This window comes from Steroidobacter flavus, from assembly GCF_042651805.1.
GTDB classification, from domain to species: Bacteria; Pseudomonadota; Gammaproteobacteria; order Steroidobacterales; family Steroidobacteraceae; genus Steroidobacter; species Steroidobacter flavus.
The window spans coordinates 852,941-868,040 of the sequence record NZ_JBHSDU010000015.1; the positions used below are offsets into that span (position 1 = coordinate 852,941).

A 15,100-nucleotide genomic window follows, 5' to 3' on the forward strand; every position below is an offset into this window, starting at 1 on the left:
CACTCACACCAACGTAAAGCCACCGTCGATGTTGAATACCTGACCGGTCACCCAGTCCGCATCCTTGCTGGCAAGCGCGACGATCCAGCGCGCGACATCTTCCGGCACCCCTCGTCGACCGACCGGGATGATGCTTCGTTCCTGTTCCTTCACCGCTTCAACCGTGGCTTCCGACAAACCCATGCGATCGCGCAGGAAGTCCGATTCCACCGGTCCCGAAGCCACAGCATTCACTCGAACTCCGTGAGGCGCCAACTCCAACGCCCAGCAACGCGTCAGTTGCTCAACAGCCGCTTTGCTCGCACAGTAAGCGCCGAACCCAGCCACCGCCTTCTGCGCCAGGCTGCTGGAGATGTTGACGATCGAGCCACGCGCCTTCATGAGATGCGGGGCTGCTGCCGCCGCCAGCATCGTCGGTCCGATCGCGTTCACCGCATAGACGGCGTTCAAGTGGTCGAGCGTCGTGTCGGCTAGCGGCAAGGGCGCGCCGGCACCGGCGTTATTCACCAGCACATCGACTCGACCCCACAACTCGATCGCGCGATCGATCGTCCGTCGCGCATCCTCAGGATTCGCAACGTCCGCGGTCACCGCTTCGATGCGTGGCTCCGCTCGCACGATCTCTTCTAATTTCGCAGCTCGCCGACCGGTGATGAGCACGCTCGCTTGTTCCCTTGCGAACGCCCGAGCGGCGGCCAGACCGATGCCGCCTCCGCCGCCCGTCACAACAACAACCAGATCTTTCACATTGTTCATTGGACGTCTCCCGGTGCGCTGAGCCGAGCCCGACGCCAAGCACGCGGGCTCTCGCCCACGATCCTGCGAAACAACCGCGTCAGGTGCGATTGATCGGCGAGACCACAGTCCAACGCGATCTCGCTGAGCGAAGCATCGGTCGACAGCATGAGTCCCTGCGCACGCTCGACTCGCCGCCGGATCACGTATTCGTGAGGCGGCTCGCCGAAGCTGTTACGAAAGGCACGACCGAAGTGCGAGGCGTTCAAGCGCACCAGGCCGGCGAGATCTTCGTTCTTGATGGAACGATCCAGATTCGCATCGACATAGCTCGCCACCTTGCGGACCTGCCACGGCGACAGACCGCCGCGCACAGGCTCTTTCGCCACGGTCGGCGTGCCGCCGATCTCCTGGAGGATTTCGGCGGCCCGGCGCAGGCTGTCTTCTGCGGTAACGCGCTCATCGTCGAGCGCGCTCCTCAGAGCCGTGCACAGCTCTGTCATGACCGAACGAAACTGCCGTGCGCAGACGCCCTGTTTGCCCACGACGTCCTGGGGCGGCACATGGGTTGCAAACGTCGGTGTAAACGTATCCATGAGCTCGCTCCGCTTCAGCCGCGCAGGAACGCGAGCAGATCCGCGTTCACCTGGTCCTGATGCGTAGCCGTGAGACCGTGAGGCGCACCGGGGTAGTAGATCGTCTTGACGTTCTTCAGCAGCTTCTCGGCCTTCTTCGCCGAATCGTGGATGGGCACGATCTGATCGTCTTCGCCATGAAGCAGCAGCGTCGGCACGTCGATCTTCTTCAGGTCTTCGGTGAAATCGGTCTCCGAAAACGCCTTGATGCAGTCGTAAGCATTTTTCAGGCCGACCTGCATGCTCCACAGCCAGAACTGATCGAGCGTGCCTTGCGACACCTTCGCGCCCGGGCGATTGGCGCCATAGAACTGCAGGGCAAGGTCCTTGTAGAACTGCGAGCGATCGTTGAACACGGCCTTGCGCAAGCCGTCGAACGCTTCGATCGGCAGGCCTTCGGGATTCGCGGGCGTCTTCACCATGATCGGTGGCACGGCGCCGATCAACACGGCCTTGGCAACGCGCTTGGTGCCATGACGACCCAAGTAACGCACGACTTCGCCGCCGCCGGTCGAGTGACCGACCATGGTGATGTTCTTCAGATCCAGCGTTTCGATCACGGCCGCCAGATCGTCGGCGTAACCGTTCATATCGTTGTTCGAGGACGCCTGCTCCGAGCGGCCGTGGCCGCGACGGTCATGGGCGATGACCCGAAATCCCTGTTGCACCAGAAACTGCATCTGCCCGTCCCACGCGTCGGCGTTGAGCGGCCAACCATGCGAGAAGGTAACGACAGGGCCACGGCCCCAGTCTTTGTAGTAGATCTGCGTGCCATCTTTACTGGTAATCAAGTTCACGGCTCGGGCTCCTTTGTTCCGGGAGGAAGGGTTGGGGTCTTGCGTCGAGGCCACAGCGGCTGCGGACAGGCCGGCGGTTGCGGTGGCCATGACGCTTGCGATCAGAACGTCACGTCGACTCGCGCTGGTCGAAGAGGTGGGTGTGGTCATCAGGCTTCTCCGTGGTGTTGCTGGTCTTCGATCTGAGTGCCACTGTCCCACTGCGTGCGCGCAGGCACGAGTTCAGCGGTGTTAAAGGACGCTAAGCGGGCTGCATGCCGCTCGCGTCCAAGTCGCCCCACACCTCAACAAGAAGCGCCTGCCCCGGTTGCGGACCATGTCGTCGCAATGTTGGCAATGGCGGAGACGGGACATGAGGATCGTGGTGGTAGGAGGCAGCGGACTGGTCGGCGCGAAGCTGGTCGGCACCCTGCGTCACCGGGGTCACGACGTGTTGGCCGCCTCGCGTCACTCCGGCGTCAATACGATTACTGGCGAAGGCCTCGAGCAGGCGATGGCCGGCTGCAACGTCGTCATCGACGTCACCAACTCGCCCTCCTTCGAAGACGACGACGTGATGAATTTCTTCGAGACCTCGTGTCGCAACCTGCTCTCCGCCGCGCAGGCCGCCCGCGTCAAGCATCACGTGGTCCTGTCGATTGTGGGCACCGACCGCTTATTAGAGAGCGGCTACTTCCGCGCCAAGATGCGACAGGAAGAGCTGACCAGGCAGTCGCTGATTCCTCACACCATCCTGCGCTCGACACAGTTCTTCGAGTTCATGCCGCGCGTTTTGCAGTCGGAGGCGGACGAACGTGCCGTGCGCGTCTCCCCTGCGCTCGTGCAGCCGATTGCATCGGCGGAAGTGGCGGCGGCGCTCGCTGACCTTGCGACAGCATCGCCGCGCAACGGGATGCTCGAATTCGCGGGCCCGGAATGTTTTCGTCTCCATGACGCCGTCGAGCGCGTGATGCACGTTACGCGAGACTCACGTGCACTCGTTGCGGATCCGCAGGCTCGTTACTTCGGCGCTAGGCTGAGCGAGGACACGCTGACGCCGGACGAAGGCGCGATCATCGGCGTCGGGCGATTCGACGACTGGTTGCAACAAACCGGAGGCGCGCCCGCTATCCATTGAAGATTCGATCACTGCCCACCCTCGCAACGAAGAAGACGGGTCGTCAGCTCGTCGAGGGGCTGTCTCGGAAGGCGCATTTTCCGCCCGTTCATGCGCGGATCCACCGCCTCGCGGTGCCGAACAGTTACACGACGACGCGAGGGTGGGCATTTCCTTTGAACTGCAACGACAGGAGCAACACATGAAAATCGTCGTCATCGGTGGCACCGGCCTGATTGGATCCAAGCTGGTGAGCACCCTGCGCGCCAAGGGCCACGAAGTGCTCGCGGCCTCGCCCGATTCGGGCGTCAACACCATCACCGGCGAAGGCTTGCCCGCGGCGCTGGCCGGCGCTCAAGTGGTCGTCGACGTCGCGAACTCGCCTTCGTTCGAAGACGCCGCCGTGCTGAAGTTCTTCGAGACCGCGGGCAAGAACCTGCTCGCGGCGGAAGAGCGTGCCGGTGTCAAACATCATCTCGCATTGTCGATCGTCGGTACCGACCGGCTGCCCGACAGCGGCTACATGCGCGCCAAGGTGGCCCAGGAAAAGCTCATCAAGAATTCGCCCGTCCCCTACACCATCCTGCGCTCGACCCAGTTCTTCGAATTCATCGGCCGCATTGCTGAGGAAAGCCCCGATGGCAAGAGCCTGCGCGTGTCGGACGCAATGTTTCAGCCCATCGTCTCCGATGACGTCGTTGCGACGCTGGCCGAGCTTGCGCTCGGTGCGCCGGTCAACGGCACGATCGAAGTCGGCGGCCCGGAACAATTCCGCATCGGCGAGCTGGTTCAGCGCGTGCTGACGGCGAAGGGCGATAAGCGCCAGGTGATCAAGGACGCCCACACACCCTACTTTGGCGCGGAGCTGGACGATAAATCGCTGGTCCCTGGCCCGGGTGCGCGCAGCGGAGCGAAGCGCTTCGATGCGTGGTTGAAGGAATCGCAAGCAGCGAAGTAAGGCGGAAAGCAGCATCGTCATGAGTGCCAATTCACAAGACAACGGGAGCTCGCGTCTGCGAGCTCTCCTCGCATGGATCGATGCGCGTATCCCGCTGACTCATATCATCGAGAAGCACGCGACCGAGTATTACGCGCCGAAGAACTTCAATTTCTGGTACTACTTCGGTGCGCTGGCCACCGTCGTGCTGATCCTTCAGCTCGTCACGGGCCTGTTCCTGACGATGAACTACAAGCCCTCCGCCGCCGAGGCATTCGCGTCAGTCGAATACATCATGCGCGACGTGGAATGGGGTTGGCTGATCCGCTACATGCATTCCACCGGCGCGTCGGCGTTCTTCATCGTCATCTATCTGCACATGTTTCGGGCCCTGATGTACGGCTCGTACAAAGATCCGCGCGAGCTGGTGTGGCTGTTCGGCATGCTGATTTATTTGTGTCTCATGGCCGAGGCCTTCTTCGGCTACCTGCTACCTTGGGGCAACATGTCCTATTGGGGCGCGCAGGTGATCGTGTCGCTGTTCGGCGCGATTCCTGGCATCGGTGAGTCGTTGGTCGAGTGGATTCGCGGCGACTACTACATCTCGGATATCACCTTGAACCGCTTCTTCGCGCTGCACGTGGTCGCGCTGCCGCTCGCGCTCGTGTTCCTCGTCACCACTCATATCCTGGTGTTGCACGAAGTGGGCTCGAACAATCCGGACGGCGTCGAGATCAAGAAGGTCAAAGGCCCGGACGGCCATCCCGTCGATGGCGTCAAGTTCCATCCCTACTACACGGTGAAGGATCTGGTCAGCGTGGTCGGGTTTGCGATCGCGTTCGCGGCCGTGCTGTTCTTCGCGCCGGACATGGGCGGCTACTTCCTGGAGCACGCCAACTTCGATCCGGCCAATCCGCTGCAGACGCCGGAGCACATCGCACCGGTGTGGTACTTCACGCCCTACTACGCGATCCTGCGCGCGGTACCGAACAAACTGTTCGGCGTGTTGTTGATGGGGCTGGCCGTCGTCTCGTTCTTCTTTCTGCCCTGGCTCGACCGTTCCAAAGTGAAATCGATTCGGTATCGCGGCTGGCTGTTCAAAGGATTTTTGTTTTCCTTTGCGGTGAGCTTCCTGGCGCTCGGTTATCTCGGCCTGCAGCCGGCAACGCCCGCGTACACGAATGCCGCCCGCCTCTTCGCGGTCGTTTACTTCGCGTTCTTTGCCTTGATGCCGTGGTATTCGAAGGCGGATAAGACCAAGCCGGTACCGGATCGAATCCGGTATCAGCCCTAGTTACGGTGCCAGCGAGTTCGCCGTGACGAATTGAGGCGCGATGTCGACCGGCACTTGACCCAACTGATCGAGCACGCGTTGGACTTCGGGGCGGATGACGGACATCTTGTCCAGCAGACGTTTGACCCCTGCGTAGTCGCCATGGGCCTGCAGCGTCATGATCTGGCTGGTGAGCGAAGTGACGGCCTTCTTGGTCTTGGGCACATCGAGCGAGAAGCGGCCTTGAGCGTCGATGCGAATGGCGCCCGCATCGAGCAAGTTATTCACCTGGAGCGCCATGCCCTTCGCGTGCGCGGCGTTCAAGCCAAAGCGCAGCGTGCGGAAGGTCGAGGCGAGGAACGTGACATACATGTTCCGTTCCTGCTTCTTGTCCAGGAAGCCCTTGTCCATCAGGAACTGCAGCGCCCACAGGCCGGAGACATCTGCCTTCGCCTCTTCCAGCGGACCATTCAATTCTTTCAGCTCCTGGCGCACCGTCGTCTGCTTGCCGCCGACCTCGATGGTCTGCGGGCCGAGGCCGTGCATCAGTTCGTGCATCAAGATGTGAGTGAAGAACGCGTCGAACGACAGCAGCGATCGATCCTGCGGCGCCAGCGCGATATCCGCGATGGGCGTGAGGACCTTGTCGAACTTGGCCTGCTGAAAGTTCTTCAACAGCACGCGCTTGGAACCTTTCTCCGCGACCACGCGCTCGTCGTTCGGTAAGTTATAAGCCGCGGTCTGCACGCCATGATTGGCATCGCCCGCCGAGAACACAACGTTCACGACGCGGATCGGCGAGTAGCCGCCCAGCTTCGGCTTGCGGAATTTCTTGTCGATGGGCAGGTGATCTTCGAGATCCTGCAATTGCGAGCTGAAGCGCTTGAGCTTGTCCGTCTCCGCGGCGTCGGTCAGCGTAATGAAGGCTTCGAATGCGGCTTTGAAGTTGAACCACTCGTCTTCGTAGACCTCGTAGGGTCCGATGGTGGGCTCGATGGACGCATCCAGCTCCATCCAGGTCACGTCGCTCGCGTAGTAGTCGTTGGATACGAAGGCCTCGGCACGTTTCTGCAGAAATGCTTTCAACGTCGGCTGCTGGGTGAGCGCCGCCGCTTCTCGCAACAGGCGCGCCATTTCCATCAGCTCGCCCTGATATTCGAGTGAGTACGGCACGGAGATGAACTTGCCGTCCGCGCTGCGCCGGATGGTCGTGAAGAATCCGGTGGCTTCGGTTTTCTCCGCCTGCGGCAGACCTTGCATCCAACTGTCGATTTGGTCCCGGGTCGCGTCGGCCGGATAGAAATTTCCACCCGGCGGCTTGGCGCTCACGCCCGGCAGGAATGCGCGGTCCTCATCCAGCTCCGACCAGGGTCCTTTGTTGAGCAAGAAATAATCGACCCGGGCGCGCCCCAGGGTGCTTCGGTCCGACAGCAATTGCAGCAGCAAGGCGTTGTTACCCGCGAAACGCTGGCGCATGAACAAGGCATCGACATAACGGGAAGCCTCGACCAACTTCGCCAGCGCCGCCCTTTCCTGCGCCGGCAAGCTCGCCACGTCAACCTTTACATCGACCGGCGCGAACCGCGCCGCCATCGCAGTCAGCTGCTCCGGATTGGGAAGCGCTTCAGCCATCGACGCTACAGACCACAAATTGCATACAGCCAGTACCGCACTGGCGAGCAGGGTTTTACGCATGGAGCGTAATCTGCCCGCCGGCGCCCGGCGGCGCAAGAGCGGGCCTCTTAGTAGTAACCGGGCTGATCGATGTCGGTAAGCAGATCGGGCCCGGTCGGCGTCCAACCCAGCAGCGTCCGAGTGCGTTCGCTCGATGCACACATATCCGCGCCCGCGAAATTCGCGAAGCCACCGAAGTGCTCACGCGGCCTCGACTCGACCGGCAACCCCAATCGTCGCCCGATCACTGCAGCTATCTGTTTGAACGGCACGCCTTCGTCCGCCACCGCATGGTATGCAGGCTCGGTCACGCCCTGCTCCAGCGCCAATCGATACACGCGTGCGGCATCGAGCCGATAAACGCCGGCCCAGCGATTCGTTCCCTCATCGATATAAGCAGAGATGCCTTTCGCACGAGCCATCCCAATCAACATTGGAATGAAGCCGTGATCGCCCAGTCCATGAACGGATGGCGCGAGCCTGATCACGCCCACCCTCACGCCGCGTTCGGCCACCGCTCTCGCGCCCGCCTCTGACTTTCTGGGCATTGCCGGATCGGGCACGTCCGATTCGGTCGCGAGACGACCCTGCGCGAGGCGCGCGAGTCCCGAGGTCACAAGCAGCGGACAGTTCGATCCTTCCAGTGCGCTGCCCAGCACCTCGATGGCGCGCCTATCCTGCTCCGCGTTCTCAGCGAACTTAGAAAAGTCGTGATTGAACGCCGTGTGAATCACCGCGTCAGCGGCCGACGCAGCCTTGCGCAAGACGTCATGATCGTCGAGCGTGCCCCGAATGGCCTGTGCACCGAGCGCAGTGAGCTCGGCCGCTTTGTCATCGGATCGAACGAGGCCCGACACTCGATGACCCGCCGTCAATAGATCGCGAACGACGGCAGAGCCGACCCAACCGCTCGCACCCGTGATGAAAACATCCATTGCTGACTCTCCTACTGGATCCGCATCGACAGCTCGACGTCATCGCTGAACGGCACGGACAGGTAACCATTCGCGCGCGAGCGCACGCGTTCGAGATACTCCGGGGAGAAGTCGGCGTTGTCGGCGACGATGAGCGCGCCAGGGCGCAGTCGACTTTCCACCAGACTCAGAATATCGGGATACAGCGCCTTGGCGCCATCCAGCAACAGCAAATCGACAGTATTGGGCAAGTCGCCACGCAGCGTCTGCAGAGCATCGCCCTCGCGAATCTCAACCAGATCGAGCACACCGCCGGCTCGCAGATTCTCGCGGGCCCGCGTTACTTTGGTTGCCTCGAACTCGGTAGTAATGAGGCGGCCACCGCCGTTATCACGAAGCGCCGCGGCAAGATGCAGCGTGGAAATTCCGAACGAGGTTCCAAACTCGATGATGTTTCGTGCGCCCGAGCTTCGCGCCAGCATATAGAGCAACGCGCCGGTCTCGCGCGAGACGGGCAGCGGCAGGTCCTTCAAGCGGGCGTAGAAGTCGAGATATTCCGTCTTGCTCTGCATGAGCCGGTTTCGCTCCTCCACCGACACAGCAGCGAAAGAAGGATGCGTCAGTGGTCGAGCGCCATCGGCCTCTACAAATAAACGTTCGAGCAGCGGCGCAATCGGCGCCTGAGTCAGGGTCGTCATGTCGATTCATCCACAGTTGAGCGCTTCATCGCGCCGGCGCTAGAATGCGACGAATTCGTCAGGTTTACTAATCGCATTCCTCAGGCGCATGGCCACCCGTCGAAAAACTCAGATTTCCTCGCGAAAAAAGCCTCAACAGGCCCGCTCGAACGAGCTGGTCGCGGCGATTCTGCAAGCAGCTATTCAGGTTTTGGAAAAGGAAGGCGCCCACCGTTTCACGACGGCGCGCGTGGCCGAGAAGGCCGGGGTCAGTGTCGGCTCGGTGTATCAATACTTCCCGAACAAGGCGTCGATCCTGTTTCGATTACAGAGCGACGAATGGCGCCAGACCACCGAGCTGCTTCGATCCATTCTTCTGGATGCTCGACACGCGCCGCTCGAACGGCTGCGCACGCTGGTGCATGTCTTCATCCGTTCGGAATGTGACGAAGCCAAAGTGCGTATCGCACTCCACGACGCCGCCCCACTCTACCGCGACGCGCCCGAGGCTAAAGAAGCGCGAGCATCGGGAGAACACGCCATCCAAACATTCATGAAGGAAGTCCTGCCGGACGCCTCAGCCGCCACGCGAGATATGGCAGGCGACTTGATCAAGACGACCCTCAGCGAAGTCGGCAAGGGTTTCTCGGAAACTCCGCGCACCGCCGCCGAGATCAAAACCTACTCCGCAGCGATGGCAGATATGTTCTGCGCCTACATCAAGAGCCTGGCGAAGGCTACTTGACCTGCCGCTTCAGCAGTTTGCGCGCCAGCGTGCGCCGGTGGATGCCGAGCCGGCGGGCGGCTTCGGAGATGTTGAAATCCGCATCGGCCAGGGTCTGCTGGATGCGTTCCCACTCGAGCGTTTTGATGGTCGAGGGCCGGGTCCCGAGCTCCACATCGGTGTCGCCCTCGGTCTTGCCGAAAGCTTTTTCGATATCGTCGGTGTTGGAGGGCTTGGCCAGGTAATGACGCGCGCCGAGCTTGATCGCCTCCACCGCGGTCGCGATGCTGGCGAAACCGGTGAGGACGACGATGTTCATTTCTTCATCGTGCGCATGCAATGTCTGCACGCACGCCAGGCCGGACGCGCCATTCAACTTCAGGTCGACGACCGCGAATTCGGGCGATTCCGTCTTCAGCAGCTCGACCATTTCGTCGTGGCTCGACGCCGTCAGCACCCGATATTCGCGGCGCTCGAACGAGCGCTTCAGCGTGCGTGCCAGGGTCTCGTCGTCCTCGACGATCAACAATAATTTTTCGGCGCCCGTCTCAGCCACGATCTTTCTCTCGATATGCCAAAGCCGCAAGCGGCAGCTCGACTGTCACGGTGGCGCCGCCCGGCTCGCGATTGTGGGCCGACACGCTGCCGCCCAGCTTGCGAATGACGTTGACCACCAGGAACAAGCCCAGCCCGGCGCCGCGCCGATCCTTGGTCGAGTTGTAGGGCTTGCCGAAGTTCTCCAGCATCGCGGGCGTGAAGCCGGGCCCGAGATCCATCACTTCGATCCGCAGCATGTCACCGCGACGCTCGGCGTTCAATCGGATCCAGCCGGGCGACACCTCGAACGCGTTGTCGAGCAGATTGGTGACCACTTGCTTGATCGCCGGGTCCGACACAATCTTCATGTCCTCGCCCAACGCGCCACTACCCGCGTGATATTGGAGGGTTCCGGCCGGCCGGCCGTCGGACCAGTCGCGGGCAATCTCGTCGAGAAAGCGATGAAGCGACGTGACTACCGGCGCTTCGCCGCGAGCCTCACCCGCTGACATCAGAATGCCGCTGAGGATGCTCTTGCACCGACGAATCGCGGCCTGCATCTCCAGCAGTTCCTGGAGCATTTCGGGGTGTTGTGAAATCTCGGGCATGCGCCGCCAGTCGCCGAGAATCACGGACACCGAGGCGAGCGGCGTGCCCAATTCATGGGCCGCCCCCGACGCCAGCAAACCGAGCCGCACGATGTGATCTTCTTCCGACGCACGGCGCTTCAGCTCGACCAGGTACGTGTCGCGCTCCTGCAGATTCCGGGACATGCGGCTGATAAAGACGACCAGCAGCACCGCGCCCAGCAAGAAGCATACAAACATCCCGAGGATATGCAGTCTCAGCAGACTCGTCGGAGGTCGCACGGCCAACGGCTGGTTGATGCCGATCAATGCGACGAACGCAACGCAAGTCACCACGACGATGAGCCACGCGCCCCGCCCCGGCAGCAACACCGCCGCCAACGCGATCTGTAACAAATAGAGCGCGGTGAACGGATTGGTCGCGCCGCCACTGAAGTACAGCTGCACAGTGAGTGCGGCGACATCCAACAACAACGCGGAGAACAGCGCCTGACTGCTGATCTGCAAATGCTGGCGCAGCCACACATGACTGAGCGCGTTGAGTGCCAGCAATGCGCCGAGCACCATTGCCATAGGTGCCAGCGGTAAGGTGATGCGCAAGCCGAAGTGGACGACCGCGATGGTCACGACCTGCCCGAGCACGGCGATCCAGCGCAGCTGGATCAGCAACGCCAGGTTCTTCCGATTTGCGGTGTCGATATGAGACGGAGCCTGGGGCTCGGTCAGCGCCATTGAATTCACGTTGTCTGCGGCCTACGCAAGCGCCACTCGTGGCGGAGCACCAGCCCGAGGCCGGCGATCAGCATCAACGCCAGCCCGAACCAGGTGAGCGCATACTGCAGGTGATTGTTGGAAAATGCGATCACGGTGAGCCCGCCGATGGGCGCATCGGGGACGGCGGGCTCGAGCACCTCGGCGTCGATGAAGTACGGCGCTATGTCGCTGAGGCCGCGTTTGGCCGCAATCGCCGTGACATCCCGCGAAAACCAGCGATCGTTGGTCGGGTCGTTGGCGCGCAGGTAGCCTCCTCCCTGTTCGGTCAGACGCAGCAGCCCCGTCACACGGGTCTCGCCCTCGATCTGACCCTGCGCTCGAGTCCCAGGGTCGCGTTGTAGCGGCACGAAGCCGCGATTGATCAGGACGGTGTAGCCCGCGTCGGTCACGAACGGCGTCAGCACCCAAAAGCCGCCGCCCCGCTCGGTAACCGCCTGGACCAGGGTTTCCTTATCGTTCTGGTAGCGGCCGTTGACGGCCACGCGGAGATATTCGCTGTTGGCTCGATTGACGTTGGGCCATTGCTCGCGGCCCGGAGCCGCGACGGGTTCTGCATGTACCCGCTGCTCGACGCGCTCAATCAGGTCCCGCTTCCATGCCAGCCGATGCACTTGCCAGACGCCGAGGCTGACCAGCACCGCGATGCCGGCCACAGCCGCAATCAACACCGTCGCCAGCTTGAATGGCGACAGCGGCGCCCGGGCCCCAGGGCTCAGCGCGGCTGGCTGACCTCGTGTTTGGGCATCATGTTGGTGTCCATGTGATACATCACCCATAACGAACCGGCGAGCGTGATGACGACCAGGATCAGCGTAAAGACCAACGAGGTCAGCGTCCAGCCGTCCTCGCTCTTGGGCGTCATATGAAGGAAGTAGACCATGTGCACGACCATCTGCACGGCCGCGAACACCACCACCGTGAGCCCGATCGTCTGCTTGCTCCAGGACACGTCGCCCATCAGCAGGTAGAACGGAATCGCGGTGAGAATGACCGAGAGAATGAACCCGGTCAGATACTCTTTGAGCGTGCCGTGCGGCTCTTCGCCGTGAATCAGGCCGGCTTCGTGATCGGAGGCGGGGTCGTGAGCGCTCATCGCAGCATGCCCATCAGATAGACGAAGGTGAAGACGCCGATCCAGATCACGTCCAGGAAGTGCCAGAACAAGCTCAGGCACGCCAGCCGACGCGCATTCGGCTTGGTCAGGCCGTGCTTGCCGATCTGGAACATCAGCGTGACCAGCCACACGATGCCGAACGTCACGTGCAAGCCGTGCGTGCCGACCAGCGTGAAGAACGCCGACAGGAAGGCGCTGCGCTGAGGCGTCGCGCCCTCATGAATCATGTGCGCGAACTCATAGAGCTCGATGCCCAAGAACGCGAGACCGAACAACCCCGTGATGAGCAGCCATACCTGCGTGGCCGCCACTTTCTTCCGGTACGAAGACAGCATGGCGAAGCCATACGTCATCGACGACAACAACAGCATCGTCGTGTTGAGCGCGACCAAAGACAGGTCGAAGAGATCCTTCGGCCCCGGCCCTGCCGCAAAGTTGCCGCCCAGCACGCCGTAGGTGGCGAACAGCACGGCGAAGATGAGGCAGTCGCTCATCAGATAGATCCAGAAGCCGAGCAGCGTGCTGCCGCCGGCCTCGTGATCGTGCTCGTCGAGTTGCAGGAACAGCGTGCGATCGGCCGCTTGTTCGCTGGTCAGTGCGTGTCCCATTCGATTAGCTCCGCACCGTGGCCAGCAACCGGGTGCGCTCTTCCTCGGCGCGAACGACTTCGTCCAGGGTCAAGTGGAAGTCCCGCTTGTAGTTGAACGTGTGATAGATCGTGAAGCCGACGATGCCGATGAAGCTCGCGATCGCCAGCCACCACATGTACCAGACCATGGCGAAGCCGAATGCCGTGCTCAGCACCGCCAGGATGAAGCCTGCGCCCGTGTTGGCCGGCATGAGGATGGCCCGGAAGCCGCCTAACGGCCGCTGATACCCGCGCTGTTTCATGTCCCACCACGCGTCGCCGTCGTGAATGATGGGCGTGAACGCGAAGTTATAGGACGGCGGCGGCGACGACGTGGACCACTCCAACGTGCGGCCGTCCCACGGATCGCCGGTCGTGTCCGCCAACTCCTTGCGCTTGCGGAAGCTCACGTAGAACTGGATCAACATCGCGCCGATGCCGATCGCGATCAGGCCCGCGCCCACGGCGGCGATCTGGAACCAGATCTGCAGCGACGGATCTTCGAAGTAACGCAGCCGGCGCGTCACGCCCATCAGGCCGAGCACATACAACGGCGTGAACGCCACCCAGAAGCCGATCACCCAGAACCAGAACGATACCAGGCCCCAGAACCGGTCGAGCTTGAAGCCGAACGCCTTCGGGAACCAGTAATTGATGCCGGCGAACAGCCCGAACAGCACGCCGCCGATGATCACGTTATGGAAGTGCGCGATCAGGAACAGGCTGTTGTGAAGCACGAAGTCGGCCGGCGGCACCGCCAGCAGCACGCCCGTCATGCCGCCGATCACGAACGTGAGCATGAACGCCACGGTCCACATCATCGGCAGCTCGAACCGAATCCGGCCGCGATACATGGTGAACAGCCAGTTGAAGATCTTCGCCCCCGTGGGGATGGAGATGATCATGGTCGTGATGCCGAAGAACGAGTTGACGCTCGCCCCCGAGCCCATCGTGAAGAAGTGATGCAGCCAGACGATGTAAGACAGGATCGTGATCACGACGGTCGCGTACACCATCGAGCTGTAGCCGAACAGCTTCTTGCCGCAGAACGTGGCCGTGACTTCGGAGTAGACGCCGAACAACGGCAGGATCAGGATGTACACCTCGGGGTGACCCCAGATCCAGATGAGGTTCACATACATCATCGGGTTGCCGCCGAAGTCGTTGGTGAAGAAGTTCGTCCCCACGTAACGATCCAACGACAACAGCACCAGCACCGCCGTCAGCACCGGGAACGCGGCGACGATCAGCACGTTCGTGCACAGCGAGGTCCAGGTGAACACCGGCATCTTCATCAGAGTCATGCCGGGCGCACGCATCTTGATGATGGTCGCCAACAGGTTCACGCCCGAGAGCAAGGTTCCTACGCCGGCTATTTGTAGCGCCCATATGTAATAGTCGACGCCTACGTCCGGACTGTATTGAATGCCCGAAAGCGGCGGATACGCGAGCCAGCCGGTGCGCGCGAACTCGCCGACGAACAGCGAGAACATCACCAGGATGGCGCCGGCCGTGGTCATCCAGAAACTGAAGTTGTTCAGGAATGGGAACGCAACGTCACGCGCGCCGATCTGCAGCGGCACGATGTAGTTCATCAAGCCGGTGACCAGCGGCATGGCCACGAAGAAGATCATGATCACGCCGTGCGCGGTGAAGATCTGATCGTAGTGATGCGCGTTGAGATAGCCCTCCGAGCCGCCGAACGCCATCGCCTGTTGCAACCTCATCATGACGGCGTCAGCAAAGCCACGCAGCAGCATGATGATGCCGAGGATCATGTACATGATGCCGATGCGCTTGTGGTCGATCGTGGTGATCCACTCGCGCCACAGATAGCCCCACAGCTGGTAGCGAGTGACGCCGGCGAGCAAAGCGATGCCACCGATGGCCACGGCTGCGAAGGTCGCGACGAGGATGGGCTCGTGCAACGGCAAGGCCGCGAGGCTCAAGCGACCAAAGATCGGATCCAAGACTGGCGAATCTGCGTGCTGCATCGTC

General features: G+C 61.8%; 16 protein-coding genes. 4 read left to right on the forward strand and 12 right to left on the reverse strand.

Going from position 1 to position 15,100, the window contains the following annotated elements; translation table 11 throughout:
* Nucleotides 1-3 precede the first annotated feature (3 nt).
* The 3 genes from ACFPN2_RS31545 to ACFPN2_RS31555 are packed head-to-tail and all read right to left on the reverse strand — an operon-like array spanning nt 4 to nt 2,317.
* The gene (locus ACFPN2_RS31545) at nt 4-756 is read right to left on the reverse strand and encodes an SDR family NAD(P)-dependent oxidoreductase (RefSeq protein ID WP_380604155.1); all 753 of its coding nucleotides are present in this window, start codon (nt 754-756) and stop codon (nt 4-6) included.
* On the reverse strand, nt 753-1,331 hold the full coding sequence (locus ACFPN2_RS31550) for a helix-turn-helix domain-containing protein (protein ID WP_380604157.1): 579 nt from the start codon (nt 1,329-1,331) through the stop codon (nt 753-755). Before ACFPN2_RS31550 ends, ACFPN2_RS31545 begins: the two co-directional genes overlap by 4 nt.
* A gap of 14 nt (nt 1,332-1,345) precedes the next feature.
* Nucleotides 1,346-2,317 (reverse strand): alpha/beta fold hydrolase, encoded by a 972-nt coding sequence (locus ACFPN2_RS31555; RefSeq protein WP_380604159.1) that lies wholly within the window; start codon nt 2,315-2,317, stop codon nt 1,346-1,348.
* A gap of 202 nt (nt 2,318-2,519) precedes the next feature.
* On the opposite strand from ACFPN2_RS31555, the gene ACFPN2_RS31560 reads away from it, so the two are divergent.
* The 3 genes from ACFPN2_RS31560 (at nt 2,520) to ACFPN2_RS31570 (ending at nt 5,494) form a co-directional block, all read left to right on the forward strand.
* Nucleotides 2,520-3,284 (forward strand): SDR family oxidoreductase, encoded by a 765-nt coding sequence (locus ACFPN2_RS31560; RefSeq protein ID WP_380604161.1) that lies wholly within the window; start codon nt 2,520-2,522, stop codon nt 3,282-3,284.
* 181 nt (nt 3,285-3,465) lie between these two features.
* Complete coding sequence (locus ACFPN2_RS31565) at nt 3,466-4,221, forward strand: SDR family oxidoreductase (RefSeq protein WP_380604163.1); 756 nt, start codon at nt 3,466-3,468, stop codon at nt 4,219-4,221.
* A gap of 19 nt (nt 4,222-4,240) precedes the next feature.
* Nucleotides 4,241-5,494: a cytochrome b gene (locus tag ACFPN2_RS31570; RefSeq protein WP_380604165.1), complete on the forward strand. Its 1,254-nt coding sequence runs from the start codon at nt 4,241-4,243 to the stop codon at nt 5,492-5,494.
* Here the strand turns inward: ACFPN2_RS31570 and ACFPN2_RS31575 are convergent, their stop codons facing one another.
* Genes ACFPN2_RS31575 through ACFPN2_RS31585 form a run of 3 tightly spaced genes read right to left on the reverse strand, consistent with a single transcriptional unit; the run spans nt 5,495 to nt 8,759 of the window.
* The gene (locus ACFPN2_RS31575) at nt 5,495-7,168 is read right to left on the reverse strand and encodes a dipeptidyl-peptidase 3 family protein (protein WP_380604167.1); all 1,674 of its coding nucleotides are present in this window, start codon (nt 7,166-7,168) and stop codon (nt 5,495-5,497) included.
* A 47-nt stretch (nt 7,169-7,215) separates the two neighbouring features.
* Nucleotides 7,216-8,082, reverse strand: a complete 867-nt coding sequence (locus tag ACFPN2_RS31580; protein ID WP_380604169.1) for an SDR family oxidoreductase — start codon at nt 8,080-8,082, stop codon at nt 7,216-7,218.
* Nucleotides 8,083-8,093: 11 nt separating this feature from the next.
* On the reverse strand, nt 8,094-8,759 hold the full coding sequence (locus ACFPN2_RS31585) for an O-methyltransferase (RefSeq protein WP_380604171.1): 666 nt from the start codon (nt 8,757-8,759) through the stop codon (nt 8,094-8,096).
* A gap of 88 nt (nt 8,760-8,847) precedes the next feature.
* Here ACFPN2_RS31585 and ACFPN2_RS31590 point away from each other — a divergent pair, with 88 nt between their 5' ends.
* Entirely contained in the window at nt 8,848-9,483 is a 636-nt protein-coding gene (locus ACFPN2_RS31590) for a TetR/AcrR family transcriptional regulator (protein ID WP_380604173.1), read from the forward strand.
* Here ACFPN2_RS31590 and ACFPN2_RS31595 read toward each other — a convergent pair.
* Genes ACFPN2_RS31595 through cyoB form a run of 6 tightly spaced genes read right to left on the reverse strand, consistent with a single transcriptional unit; the run spans nt 9,476 to nt 15,096 of the window.
* Entirely contained in the window at nt 9,476-10,018 is a 543-nt protein-coding gene (locus ACFPN2_RS31595; protein WP_380604175.1) for a response regulator transcription factor, read from the reverse strand. The two genes, ACFPN2_RS31590 and ACFPN2_RS31595, sit on opposite strands and share 8 nt — an antisense overlap.
* Complete coding sequence (locus ACFPN2_RS31600) at nt 10,011-11,318, reverse strand: ATP-binding protein (RefSeq protein WP_380604177.1); 1,308 nt, start codon at nt 11,316-11,318, stop codon at nt 10,011-10,013. Before ACFPN2_RS31600 ends, ACFPN2_RS31595 begins: the two co-directional genes overlap by 8 nt.
* 5 nt (nt 11,319-11,323) lie before the next feature.
* On the reverse strand, nt 11,324-12,013 hold the full coding sequence (locus ACFPN2_RS31605) for an SURF1 family protein (RefSeq protein WP_380604179.1): 690 nt from the start codon (nt 12,011-12,013) through the stop codon (nt 11,324-11,326).
* A 59-nt stretch (nt 12,014-12,072) separates the two neighbouring features.
* Complete coding sequence (cyoD, locus tag ACFPN2_RS31610; protein WP_380604180.1) at nt 12,073-12,453, reverse strand: cytochrome o ubiquinol oxidase subunit IV; 381 nt, start codon at nt 12,451-12,453, stop codon at nt 12,073-12,075.
* Nucleotides 12,450-13,082 carry a cytochrome o ubiquinol oxidase subunit III gene (gene cyoC / locus ACFPN2_RS31615; RefSeq protein WP_380604182.1) on the reverse strand — a complete coding sequence of 211 codons (633 nt, stop codon included), beginning with the start codon at nt 13,080-13,082 and terminating at the stop codon, nt 12,450-12,452. Before cyoC ends, cyoD begins: the two co-directional genes overlap by 4 nt.
* 4 nt (nt 13,083-13,086) lie before the next feature.
* On the reverse strand, nt 13,087-15,096 hold the full coding sequence (gene cyoB, locus ACFPN2_RS31620; protein WP_380604184.1) for a cytochrome o ubiquinol oxidase subunit I: 2,010 nt from the start codon (nt 15,094-15,096) through the stop codon (nt 13,087-13,089).
* Between the last annotated feature and the right edge of the window lie 4 nt (nt 15,097-15,100).